Origin of the sequence: Rhodococcus sp. NPDC057014, assembly GCF_042673295.1 — a bacterium.
Classification (GTDB): domain Bacteria; phylum Actinomycetota; class Actinomycetes; order Mycobacteriales; family Mycobacteriaceae; genus Rhodococcus_F.
The window spans coordinates 20,931-31,347 of the sequence record NZ_JBHUSF010000081.1 but is presented as its reverse complement, the minus strand read 5'-3'; the positions used below and the strand labels follow the sequence as shown (position 1 = coordinate 31,347).

13 protein-coding genes and 2 pseudogenes are annotated in these 10,417 nt (G+C 66.7%); 4 read left to right on the top strand and 11 right to left on the bottom strand.

Annotation, left to right across the window (positions count from 1 at the left end; genetic code table 11):
- The 7 genes and pseudogenes from ACFTZB_RS18090 to ACFTZB_RS18060 all read right to left on the bottom strand — a co-directional run.
- Positions 1-143 (bottom strand): annotated as a pseudogene (locus ACFTZB_RS18090) (gas vesicle protein); the annotation flags it as partial.
- Between the two features lie 131 nt (positions 144-274).
- Positions 275-574: a type II toxin-antitoxin system PemK/MazF family toxin gene (locus tag ACFTZB_RS18085; protein ID WP_378433339.1), complete on the bottom strand. Its 300-nt coding sequence runs from the start codon at positions 572-574 to the stop codon at positions 275-277.
- Entirely contained in the window at positions 574-816 is a 243-nt protein-coding gene (locus ACFTZB_RS18080) for a YlcI/YnfO family protein (protein WP_378433338.1), read from the bottom strand. Before ACFTZB_RS18080 ends, ACFTZB_RS18085 begins: the two co-directional genes overlap by 1 nt.
- Before the next feature lie 639 nt (positions 817-1,455).
- Complete coding sequence (locus ACFTZB_RS18075; protein WP_378433337.1) at positions 1,456-2,352, bottom strand: SDR family oxidoreductase; 897 nt, start codon at positions 2,350-2,352, stop codon at positions 1,456-1,458.
- Positions 2,353-2,474: 122 nt separating this feature from the next.
- Positions 2,475-2,660, bottom strand: coding sequence for a hypothetical protein (locus ACFTZB_RS18070; RefSeq protein WP_378433336.1), 186 nt, complete (start codon positions 2,658-2,660; stop codon positions 2,475-2,477).
- Positions 2,661-3,401: 741 nt separating this feature from the next.
- The gene (locus ACFTZB_RS18065; protein ID WP_378433335.1) at positions 3,402-3,671 is read right to left on the bottom strand and encodes a DUF3618 domain-containing protein; all 270 of its coding nucleotides are present in this window, start codon (positions 3,669-3,671) and stop codon (positions 3,402-3,404) included.
- A complete protein-coding gene (locus tag ACFTZB_RS18060) occupies positions 3,668-4,120 on the bottom strand; it encodes a phage holin family protein (RefSeq protein ID WP_378433334.1) in 453 nt (150 codons plus the stop codon). The genes ACFTZB_RS18065 and ACFTZB_RS18060 overlap by 4 nt, the downstream gene beginning before the upstream one ends.
- A gap of 929 nt (positions 4,121-5,049) precedes the next feature.
- On the opposite strand from ACFTZB_RS18060, the pseudogene ACFTZB_RS18055 reads away from it, so the two are divergent.
- Positions 5,050-5,696, top strand: a pseudogene (locus ACFTZB_RS18055) (PAS and ANTAR domain-containing protein).
- Positions 5,697-5,816: 120 nt separating this feature from the next.
- Here ACFTZB_RS18055 and ACFTZB_RS18050 read toward each other — a convergent pair.
- The gene (locus ACFTZB_RS18050; RefSeq protein ID WP_378433333.1) at positions 5,817-6,305 is read right to left on the bottom strand and encodes a hypothetical protein; all 489 of its coding nucleotides are present in this window, start codon (positions 6,303-6,305) and stop codon (positions 5,817-5,819) included.
- 587 nt (positions 6,306-6,892) lie between these two features.
- Here ACFTZB_RS18050 and ACFTZB_RS18045 point away from each other — a divergent pair.
- Positions 6,893-7,405, top strand: coding sequence for a TspO/MBR family protein (locus tag ACFTZB_RS18045; RefSeq protein ID WP_378433332.1), 513 nt, complete (start codon positions 6,893-6,895; stop codon positions 7,403-7,405).
- A gap of 34 nt (positions 7,406-7,439) precedes the next feature.
- Here the strand turns inward: ACFTZB_RS18045 and ACFTZB_RS18040 are convergent, their stop codons facing one another.
- Both ACFTZB_RS18040 and ACFTZB_RS18035 read right to left on the bottom strand, forming a co-directional pair.
- Entirely contained in the window at positions 7,440-7,820 is a 381-nt protein-coding gene (locus ACFTZB_RS18040; protein ID WP_378433331.1) for a hypothetical protein, read from the bottom strand.
- An 84-nt stretch (positions 7,821-7,904) separates the two neighbouring features.
- Entirely contained in the window at positions 7,905-8,366 is a 462-nt protein-coding gene (locus tag ACFTZB_RS18035; RefSeq protein ID WP_378433330.1) for an SRPBCC family protein, read from the bottom strand.
- On the opposite strand from ACFTZB_RS18035, the gene ACFTZB_RS18030 reads away from it, so the two are divergent.
- Positions 8,365-8,532, top strand: coding sequence for a hypothetical protein (locus ACFTZB_RS18030; RefSeq protein WP_378433329.1), 168 nt, complete (start codon positions 8,365-8,367; stop codon positions 8,530-8,532). The two genes, ACFTZB_RS18035 and ACFTZB_RS18030, sit on opposite strands and share 2 nt — an antisense overlap.
- A 214-nt stretch (positions 8,533-8,746) precedes the next feature.
- Entirely contained in the window at positions 8,747-9,811 is a 1,065-nt protein-coding gene (locus ACFTZB_RS18025; protein WP_378433328.1) for an NAD-dependent epimerase/dehydratase family protein, read from the top strand.
- Positions 9,812-9,950: 139 nt separating this feature from the next.
- Here ACFTZB_RS18025 and ACFTZB_RS18020 read toward each other — a convergent pair whose 3' ends face one another.
- Positions 9,951-10,121, bottom strand: coding sequence for a hypothetical protein (locus ACFTZB_RS18020; RefSeq protein ID WP_378433327.1), 171 nt, complete (start codon positions 10,119-10,121; stop codon positions 9,951-9,953).
- Positions 10,122-10,417: the final 296 nt, after the last annotated feature.

Here is a 10,417-nt window from a genome sequence, read left to right as displayed (position 1 = left end):
CCGGAGACGATCTCGGACAGCCCCTTCGGTTCGCTGCCGATCTCGAGCCGGTTCACCGCCTCCGCGAACCGCAGGTAGGTGTCCACGCTCGCGACGACGATGCGGGCGTCGATGGTCAGCAATTCGATGCCGACGCCGCTCACGGCCGCGGGAGCCCTGCCAGCGGCGTAGGGTCGGCCAGCTCGAACAGGGCGCACGCTACCACTTTTGCACACTCCACCCCGGCGGTGATCCTGGGCTCCCGGTACGCCTTGAGGTTTCGCCGTGAGGGCGGTCATTCCAGGTCGAACGCGGCCTGGATCGCTGTGGTCAGGGCCGCTTCCTGCGACGGAAAGAAGAACCCGAGTCCGCGCCCCAACGCCGACACCGGAATCGTGACGATGTTGTCGCAACTGACCACCGAGTCCTTCTCCAGCCCGTTGGCCGGCCCCACCGGCACCTCGGTGGACAGTCCCCGCACGGTGCCGGTGATCGGTGCGACCGTCACCCGACTCAGATGGGGGCGCACCAACTCCCGGGTCAACACCAGCACCGGCCGCGTCTTGTCCAACTTCGCGGCGTGAATCGGCCGCATCAGTCGAGATCGCTGAACAGACCCGCTGCATGGCGAGCGAGGTCATCGAGGCCGTCCGGATCGTCCCCGCCGCGGGTCCGGGCAAGAATCTCGGCATCCCGGGCGGCGATCTGCCGGCGCCGCTCCCGCTCGAGCGCCCGCAACACCAGAGCCGCCCGGCTGGAGGCACGATGATCGCGCACCTCACCGTCGACGAAGGCCACGATCTCGTCCGGCAGCCGCACCGCAATCTGCGTACTCATACCCAAATGGTACCACTACGGTACCGAAATGGTAGCGGGACAGGATGCTCACGGTGTGAGCGTCTTTGAACCCGCGTTGGTGCCGGGTTTTGTCCTCGCCGCCGACCGCATTGGCACCCGAATAATCCTACTGAGCAGTGACTATGCTGCCGCTCCCCCACTCCCCACCACTAATCGACAAGTCGCGAGAATTTGGGTCTCGGTTCGACGATGGATGTCGGTTTTTCGGTCGATCTGGCGCGTTTCTCACCTAGGCGGCGCGGCGTTGGCGCCAACTCGCGCCTGGGTGGCGCGTGATGCCTCCCTGCTGGGAGAGAGTGCGCAGTTGAGCGGTGCCAATGAGTGCGTTCACCCCGGACGCGCTCGATCGTCGTCGAAGCCAGCGGCGGCCATCCGTACGTCCTGCAAGAGTGCGGTCAGGCGATCCGGCACACCTCCCCGCCTCCCTTCGATACCGAGGACGCCCACGCCGCCGTGGAGGAAGGCCGCCAAGCCTTGGACGACGAATTCCTCCCGTTACGGGGACCCGGGCCACCGGCCGGGAACGCCGGTACCTGCGCGCCATCGCCGAAACCGGGGGCGCTCGGCGACCAGCCTGTACCGAGGACGATCTCGTCTGGGCTGTCCGGTGCACCGGACTCAGGTGAAGGGCGTCCCTCCGGTGACGCCGAGCACTTCTCCGGTGATGTAGCTGGATTCGTTGGATGCGAGAAAGACGTATGCGGGGGCGAGCTCGGCCGGCTGTCCGGGCCTTCCCAGCGGTACATCGTCCCCGAAGTGCCGGTAACCGTCGGCCGGCATGGTCGCGGGAATCAACGGCGTCCAGATCGGCCCCGGCGCCACGGCATTGACCCGGATGCCGCGGCTGGCTACATCGGCGGCCAGTCCCTTGGTGAAGTCGATGATCCCTGCCTTCGTGGTGGCGTAGTCGAGCAGGCCGGGTGACGGGTTCATCCCTTGGATCGACGAGGTGTTCACGATGGTCGATCCGGGCTCCATCACCGCGAGGGACTTCTTGCACAACCAGAACAGCGCGTAGAGGTTCGTGCGCAGGACGCGGTCGAACTGCTCGGTGGTGATGTCCGCGATGCCGCCCGTCTGGACCATTTGGAAGGCCGCGTTGTTCACGAGGATGTCCACACCGCCGAGTTCACGGACCGTCAGGTCCACGAGGCTCTGGCAGTGTTCCTCTGAGGTGATGTCGCCCGTTACGACGACGCCGCGCCGGCCGGCTGCTTCCACCAACCGCCTCGTCTGCTGTGCGTCCGGCTCCTCGGCGTCGAGACAACTGACGACGACATCGGCGCCCTCCCGCGCGAACGCGAGTGCCACTGCACGTCCGATGCCTGAATCCGCGCCGGTGATCAGTGCCCGGCGGCCGTCGAGGCGGCCGCTTCCTCGATAGGTTTTCTCGCCGTGGTCCGGGACGGTCACCATCTGGGAGGTCAGTCCCGGGTGCGGCAGTTCGGGCTGATGTTCGCGATCGGGAGCAGGGTACTGGGTGGTGGGATCCTGGCGGGCGTACTGGTCGGCCATTCTCGTACCCTTCTCGGTTTGTTATCGAATTCGCATGGACCACTTGAAGACAGCGGTCCCGGCGTCTGGTGTCGGGAGATCCCCTGCACGGGCCGGACTTGTTCTGCCGCAAACCGTTCGCGCTAGGAGGCGCCCTCGGTGTCGTCGAAGAACGACCACCCGTCGGTGTGCTGCACTTCCATCCGCCAGCCGAGTTCACTGTTGTCGGCACGGACGTCGATGAACCAGGCATGCGCGTCTTCCGCGCTCTCGATGTCCTTGGTCTCGACGACGGTGCCGGTGGGATCGAGTACTCGATAGGTAGCCATGCCGTCCGAATGCCCACGAACGGGCAGGGTCAATCGACGAGACGGACCGTCGGATATTGTCAGCCCATGTCTTCGTTGGAGGGCGTGGCGGCACTGCCGGGCGGTGGTCAGTGGTTGCGGATCTTGTCGATGAGGTTGGTCTTGTTCAGCTTCGAAGACCCGTGCAGGTCAAGTTCCGTGGCACGTTTGGCGGAGTTCGGCGACGATCCCGCACTCGCAGGCCGGTGATTTCCCACCGGAGTGCCGACGGCCGCTGCGCCCCCGCCTGGCAGCAGCGCAGGGGGGCCGGCTGCCTTCTCCTTGAACTGACGCCGATTTGGGTCTGTCGAGATCCCGTGTCGGTGCCCACCGATTTGCGAGGCCACCGCAGAGCTCACCACAGTCGTGGCCGGGAAGCGCGGAGCGGGAACCGATTCCGCGCTCGCGGATGCGGGGACGGGTTTGGGGGCGGCCACCTCCATTTCTTCTGCCGCATCTGATCGACCCGCGCGAACGCAAGGACGGTCCCGGACGTGCGGTCGAGAAGCGACGGGTACACGCTCGGGAGTACCTGGACCAGTCCGCCGACCGCCGGTGCGTTTACGTGATGCTCTGCACTGTCGGAATCGTCGCCGAGTGCGGGAAGTTCCCGCGCGTGCCCTTGTCCCCGTCCTTTTCGTGATCGGTCGGCCCGGGCGGCCGTCCTTCGGTTCCGCCGTCTGCGGGCGCTCGTGGGTCGTGTCGTCTCTATCTCCAGCCCGGTCAGCGGTGGCGTGCGCGTCGGACGACGACCAGGGCGACGACGCCGGCGGTCAGGCCGCCGAGCAGAGCTGCGAGTCGTGGATTGTTCCGCACGTTCGCGAGTTCGTGCCGGACGGTGTCGAGTTGGTGCCGGGTTCCTGCCTTCACGCGGGCAGGCACGTCAGCCTTGCGGGTCAGGGCGTCGACCGTGGTGGCCAATTCTGCGCGCTGTCGTTCGGCGGTGGCGGTCAGGGCGTCGCCGTCCGGCGTCGACTCGTGCGGAGCGGTCATCGGAGGCTCTCCTTCACGGTGTCCACGTCTCGGTGGACGCTGCGACTGGTGTCGACCGGTGTCGGGGGCAACGCCTTTTTCGCCCGTTGCCCGCCGACGGCGGCGACGATGCCGCCCACGGCGATGAGAACGACCGCGACAACGAGGGCGGCGAGCCACGGGTCGAGCACCGTGGCCAGTCCGAGCAAGGCGGCGGCCACGAGCGCGCCCAGCCCGTACAGCACGATCACGAGTCCGGCACCCGACAGTCCCGCACCGACACCGAACCTCGCGCCCTTGTCCTTCATCTCGACGATTCCGTGACGGATCTCGGTCTGGACGAGTGTCTTCACCTGTTCGGTGAGGCGTTCGACGAGTTGCACGGTGGACAGATGGTCGATCTGATGTGCGGCGCCCGGCGGCTCGCCGGTAAGTTCCGAAATTGATCGGGGGTGGTCGGTGTGGGTCATGGTCGTCACTCCTTTCGCGGCCGACGAGGTGGTACCTCGGACAGGGATCGCCGCTTCGTCTCACCTGTGAGCTGAGCCGCGATCTGCGACAGCTGCACTGGCACCGTCTTCCCGGATGGTCCGGTTCGATCCCGGTTGCCCATCGCCCCGGAATCCCAAACTCCGGTCTGCCGCACCGAAGCCGAAACTCCGGTCGCGAGTCATCGCCTCCTCGCGTTCGAACGATTTCGACAACAGCGGGGCAGCGCGGGATGCTATATCTGCGTTTCGCTGAGTGACGTACCCGACGGCCAGTTGAGACTTCCACGACCGAACCGCAGTCGTGTCGGTCCTCGCCGACCCGGATGTTCCTGTGGCACATCACCCACTACCAGCCCGGCGCCGCGGAACAACACGAGCGCACCCCAGACGGCCACGCCCACGCTTACGCTTACGCCAAGGTGAAGGACACAGCGTCCGGACCAGCACCATGTGCACATGCTCCGGCGCTCGGTGAGGTGAAGGACTGCCAGATCGCGTGCCCCGTCCCACCGCCCCGAAACGGCGATGTCCGGTCACGACAAGTCTCCGCAACAGGGCATACCACATCCCACCCGTGATGGCCTCGTCACGCTCGTTGGGCCCCGTCCGAGCGGGCCCGCAGCCAGTGCGTACGGTCCGGGCCGGGCCAGCTGGAGCGCCCCGCAACAGGAACGGGATGTAATCGACCTCCCGCTGACCGGGGCACCGGTCGGCTTCGCGGTCCGCTTCTGCCCCACCACCGTCGAGGACCGCGGTGCAGGCAGCGCAGGACGCGTCATTCCCGGGCTCGCCGAAATGTCCGAGACCGACGACACCCGACGAGCCTCACGCATCCGACGAGGTCGCCAGCGATCGGCGACTTACACCGTTCGGCCTTTTCCGGTGACCGGTTCGGTACAAAATGGGGCGTGGATTCGGAGCAGGTGTTCGGTGGCGGTACGCCACAGCGGGTGGATAGTTTCCGCTTCTACCTGGATGGGCAGCGGTGGGAATGGTCCGACACCGTCGCCCAGATGCACGGCTACCGGCCCAGGGAGGTCACCCCGACCACCGAACTGCTGCTCTCCCACAAACATCCCGAGGACCACCCGTACGTCGCCCGGGTGCTAGAGCGGACGATCAACGACGCCGAACCGTTCAGCAGCAAACACCGCATCATCGACACCACCGGCAAGGTCCGACAGGTGATGGTCGTCGGCGACCGCATGCACGACGACACCCGCGCCGTGATCGGCACGACCGGGTTCTACATCGATATCACCGACTCGCACCGGGAAGACGTCAAGGACTCCGTCGACGAGACGGTCGCCGAAATTGAGCAATCGCGGGCGGTGATCGAACAGGCCAAGGGCGCGCTGATGCTGGTCTACGGCATCCCTGACGACCGCGCGTTCGACATCCTCACCTGGCGCTCCCAGGAAACCAATACCCGGCTCCGCGCGATCGCCGAAAAATCGTGGCCGCCTTCGGTGAGCTCGAACCAGAGGCCGGTCTACGTACCCGCTTCGACCACCTGCTGCTTACCGCACACCACCGGGCCCATCGCCAGAAATAGGCATGAGGCACAGGATCAACCGGCGGCTCCGCACGCTGGGAGCACACCCCCACCGAACCTGGAACACCTCCCGCAGCCGGGGCCCGGCCGGATTACTCTCATCCGACCGGATACCTCTCCCTATGCGGTGGAGATGTCGGGCGGGTCGGGAAGGTCGACGCCGAGAACGAAGTCCAGCCAGGTCAGGGAGTCGGCCAGGATTTCCGCGCGCAGGGTGATGTCGAACTGTTCTGCGGCGGTGAGTGACCGCTGTCCTTCCGCGAGATCCTCGGCGAGGAACGCGGACACCGTCCGCAACACCCAACGTTCGGAAGTCGGCAGTGCATCGCCGTCGATGTACCGTCCGTCCGTGTAGCGGTGGTCGAGGATGAGCGTCTCCCGTGGACCCGCGGCACCGAGACGCGCGATGACCACACCGACAGTGGCATCGATCACCCAGGCAAGCACATCGCCGTACTCCGGCCGCCCCGCTGCCGGGTACGGTTCGGCGCACACCCGGGATATCTCGCACGCAAACCAGGCGGCATCGCGATCACCGATCAGCTGCAGCAGCCGACCCCCGAGAGTCGCGGCCGCCGAGCTGGTGGGGCTACCTGCATTCGATCCCATACCCGCGAGTGCCCGGGCCCGGGCGACACCACACAACCCCGTCCGATCGCCTGGCCGGACACCTCCGGTGCCGCCGCGTGAGAACACACCTGCCCGTGGCCCGAGGTGTCCATGAGGTAGTCGGTCAGGGTTCGGGCCGACATGGGTTCGACGAGGTGCAAACCCTGTGCGAAGTCGCAGCCGAGCTCGCACAGGTAGCGGAGCTGGGCGGTGGTCTTGATGCTTCGGCGACGACGGTGACCTCGAAGGCGAGGCGATGATCGCGGTGACGATCACCGTCATCCACGTCTCGGACAGGTCGGCGATGGAGGTGCGGGCGATCTTGAAGGACTCGAAGGCAACAGGGACATCCCAATCGACACCGGGATCGTCGCGCCGGCACGGAAGTGTCGGAACTCGCTGCACCCGCGCCATACCCCATCGGCGGTCAGCAGGCCATATCGAACCGGCTTCATGCGATGCTGCACTACCGATCTATCGGGCGGTCGTGACCGGATGCCGAGGAGGGGGCGCACACGGTTGTGGGTTACCGCCGACGGGTACGCGGACAACAGGACATTCCGAGCCGGCAAGGGGCGTGAGGGGCAATGGCCGCCAGACCACGAAGAAGCGCCGTGCTTCCGCGGACGTTGCCGCTGACGGCGGCGATCACCGCGGCCACCGCCCTGGTCGGGTCGGCCGCCAGCGGGCGGCCGACTGACTCCTCCTGGTTCGCCCGGCTGCGTAAACCCGCCCTTCAGCCTCCGCCGGTGGTGTTCCCGATCGTCTGGACCGCCCTCTACACCGACATCGCCGTCTGTTCGGCGACCACCGCCGATCGGCTCGCCGACAACGTCGGCCCGACCGCCAGACGCAATTACCTGCGCGCGCTGACCGCCAATCTGGTGATCAACGCGAGCTGGAGTTGGGTGTTCTTCCGCGCGCACCGGCTCGCCGCGGCACCGCTGGTCGCCGGCCTGCTGGCGGTCAGCAGCGCGGATTTGGTGCGGCGCACCGCGGAGGTCGATCGGTCCGTGGCCGCGGCGTTGCTTCCGTACCCGGTGTGGTGCACGTTCGCCACCGTGCTCTCCACCGAGATCTGGCGGCGCAACCGCGGATGACCAACCGGCCGCTTCATCCTCGACCAGGACGCGACTATCCGCTGTGGCGTCCGCTGTAGGCGCACAACGCGCCCCATGCCGCGGCGAAACCAGCGACCTTGGCTTTGGTGGCGGTATCGGGAAGGGCGAGACCGAAGACCACGGCATCGCCGAGATCGGCGGCGACCCGGACGGCGAGGGCGCCTCGCAGCGCCGCCCCCTGCGGCGCCAGAGCCAAAAGGAGTCCACTGGCCGCATCGCGGATCCCGACTGCCCGAATCATCGTCGCGACCGCGGATGGGACACCGCCGTCGGTGCGGGTGAGTTTGCAGGGCTTTGCGAGCAATCGGGGTGACACGATGATCGCGGTACTGTACGCGGCGGTCAGGACACCGAGGACGCGCGGAAGGACAGGCGCGGCGGGAGACGAGGGCATGGTGACCGTGTACCCGGATCGGTTCGCCGGACACGACCTACTTCGGTCAGGCCGGGCGCACTGCCGTCCCGTCCTTCGAACGGGTCAGGGGGTGGGCCGGTCGACCTCGCCACGCCATCCACCGGTCTCGTGTCCGCGGTGTTCGATGAACTCCTTGAACTTCTTCATGTCGGCCTTGACCCGGTGACCGAGCACGCCCAGCTTGTCGGCAGCGTTCTCCACGAATCCGTCCGGGTCGACATCCATCTGGGCGGTCACCCGAGTCTTGTCGTCGTCGAGTCGGTGGAAGGTGATGACCCCGGCGTGGTTGGGGCCGGAGTCGGAATTCCAGGCCACTCGTTCGTCCGGGTGCTGCTCGGTGATGGTGGCGTCGAACTCGCGGACCTGCCCCGCCACATCGATCACCCAGTGCACGTGCGTGTCGTCGAGTTGACGGATCTCCCGAACCCCCTCCATGAACTGCGGAAAGGATTCGAATTGCGTCCACTGGTCGTACACGACCCGGATCGGGACATCGACGTCGATGGCTTCGGTGATTGTGCTCATGACAACCCGCTTACCCGACACCCTCGGTTCCGACACACCGATCCTCGAACATCTGCCAGCCAGCCGGACGAGCACCGAATTTCTCGTCGCGACACAGAGCGGCTCCCCGAGCCAGCGCTGGCTCGCGGAGCCGCGCCCAGCCGCCGTGCAGGGCGAACTGGGCTGAATCAGCGATTACCCCTCCCACCTGCGTTGTACGCATCTGCATCAGAGCCGGCGCCGGTGAGCCGGGAAGGCGGAAACCCGCCATGGCTGATTCGATCGCGACGACCGTTCGCAGAACCGTCGCCCGCAAACACCCTCCGGTCAGCCGGCCGGGTCCTTGACAGGTCTGGCGCAGGCGGCGGTTGCCGTTCTCCATGAGGGGTATTCGGGTCGACATGAGTAGCCCCCGTGGACTGAAGGTCGTCGTGATCGGCGCGACCGGCAATGTGGGAACCAGTGTCGTCGACGCCCTCGCCCGCGAATCGGCCGTCGCCGAGATCGTCGGCGTCGCACGCCGACCGAGCAACCCGAACCCGGCACAGGCAACGTTTCTCACCGCGGACGCGGCTCACGACGACATGAACGAGATTGTGCGCGGCGCGGACGTCGTGGTCCATCTCGCGTGGTTGTTCCAGCCCACGCATCGGCCCCAGGTCACGTGGACCAACAATGTTCTCGGTGCGATCCGGGTCTTCGAGGCGGTGGCGGACGAGTCGGTTCCGGCCCTCGCTTACGCGTCCTCGGTGGCCGCGTACTCCCCCGGTCCCTCGGGCGCGACGGTCGACGAGAGTTGGCCGACCCACGGCTGGCCCACAGCGGCCTATCCCCGGGAGAAGGCGTACCTCGAGCGATGGCTCGACGCGTACGAAACCCGGCATCCGAGCGTCCGCGTGGTACGAATGCGCCCCGGATTCATCTTCAAACGCGAATCGGCGACCTCGCAACGGCGACTGTTCCTCGGGCCGCTGCTTCCCCGCCGTCTCGTCCACCCGGACCGTATTCCGCTGGCGCCCCTCGTCGACGACCTGCGGGTGCAGGTGCTCCACACCGAGGACGCCGCCGCCGCGTACGCGGCAGCGGTGGTGAAGCCGGTGCGCGGGGCGTTCAATCTGGCTGCCTCGCCGCCCGTGGACGGTGCGTTCCTCGCACAGACCTTCGGTGCCCGCGGTGTGCGAGTCGCGCCCGCGATCGTCCGCTCCGCCGTGGCGGCGGGCTGGCACCTGCACGCCATTCCCGCCTCGCCGGGGCTGTTCGAGACAGTGCTGCAGCTTCCGTTGATGAACTGCGCCCGAGCCCGTGCCGAATTGGACTGGATACCTCGACATGCGCCGGACGAGGTTCTCCGCGAGTTCTTGCTCGGACTTCACGACGGGGCCGGGCTTCCCACACCGCCGCTGATCTCGGACACCTTCGCGAACAGGGTGCGGGAGTTCGCGACCGGGGTGGGCCAGCGAGCGTGAACCCGCCCCTTCTCGGGGCTCTGAATCACGCGGAGGTCTACCGCACCGGTGTTCTATCAGGGATGGTTCATCGATCGATTTCGGCACAGTCCGACTCGTGCCCACCGAGGTCCCCGGCAGTCCGGTGCCGAGTCCTTTTTCACCCGACCAGAGGCCGGTATGCGCGGAGTCGGAGCAGCATCCGCACATACCCTGCTTCCGCCGCCGTGGTAACAGCATCGAGTGTGGCGAGTTCGGCCGGTTCTGCAGTTCCGATGTCGAGCTGCATCTGGTCGGCAATCCAGTGCCGAATCGAATCGTGAGTAGTCATACGATCACCGCCTCCAGGTGGGATACCCCACCAGTGCTGTGTGCATTCAAACCCCCAGTTGCACCGGCCGCCTCGACAGCATCACCCTGCAGTGATTCGTATGGGACTTCTCGCTGCCGCTGGGTGTGGCGTTGCTGTTCGCCGCGATGAGTCGATCGCATGACGACCACGAACGACGACCACGATCCCGACCTCATCCGCCGTGACTGTGGAGGTTTCATCCGGTGCCGGTCGAGCACCGCCCTGTCGGAAGCGGTCGACGGTCACCGATAGCGGATCCGCGGAACCACTCGCCT

Bases quoted from the DNA above. Each gene is read 5' to 3' on its own strand.
- ACFTZB_RS18075 (WP_378433337.1), bottom strand. From the start codon at position 2,352: ATGGCCGACCAGTACGCCCGCCAGGATCCCACCACCCAGTACCCTGCT.
- ACFTZB_RS18035 (WP_378433330.1), bottom strand. From the start codon at position 8,366: ATGAGCACAATCACCGAAGCCATCGACGTCGATGTCCCGATCCGGGTC.
- ACFTZB_RS18050 (WP_378433333.1), bottom strand. From the start codon at position 6,305: ATGGGATCGAATGCAGGTAGCCCCACCAGCTCGGCGGCCGCGACTCTC.
- ACFTZB_RS18065 (WP_378433335.1), bottom strand. From the start codon at position 3,671: ATGACCGCTCCGCACGAGTCGACGCCGGACGGCGACGCCCTGACCGCC.
- ACFTZB_RS18070 (WP_378433336.1), bottom strand. From the start codon at position 2,660: ATGGCTACCTATCGAGTACTCGATCCCACCGGCACCGTCGTCGAGACC.
- ACFTZB_RS18045 (WP_378433332.1), top strand. From the start codon at position 6,893: ATGGCCGCCAGACCACGAAGAAGCGCCGTGCTTCCGCGGACGTTGCCG.
- ACFTZB_RS18080 (WP_378433338.1), bottom strand. From the start codon at position 816: ATGAGTACGCAGATTGCGGTGCGGCTGCCGGACGAGATCGTGGCCTTC.
- ACFTZB_RS18085 (WP_378433339.1), bottom strand. From the start codon at position 574: ATGCGGCCGATTCACGCCGCGAAGTTGGACAAGACGCGGCCGGTGCTG.
- ACFTZB_RS18030 (WP_378433329.1), top strand. From the start codon at position 8,365: ATGACAACCCGCTTACCCGACACCCTCGGTTCCGACACACCGATCCTC.
- ACFTZB_RS18040 (WP_378433331.1), bottom strand. From the start codon at position 7,820: ATGCCCTCGTCTCCCGCCGCGCCTGTCCTTCCGCGCGTCCTCGGTGTC.
- ACFTZB_RS18025 (WP_378433328.1), top strand. From the start codon at position 8,747: ATGAGTAGCCCCCGTGGACTGAAGGTCGTCGTGATCGGCGCGACCGGC.
- ACFTZB_RS18060 (WP_378433334.1), bottom strand. From the start codon at position 4,120: ATGACCCACACCGACCACCCCCGATCAATTTCGGAACTTACCGGCGAG.
- ACFTZB_RS18020 (WP_378433327.1), bottom strand. From the start codon at position 10,121: ATGACTACTCACGATTCGATTCGGCACTGGATTGCCGACCAGATGCAG.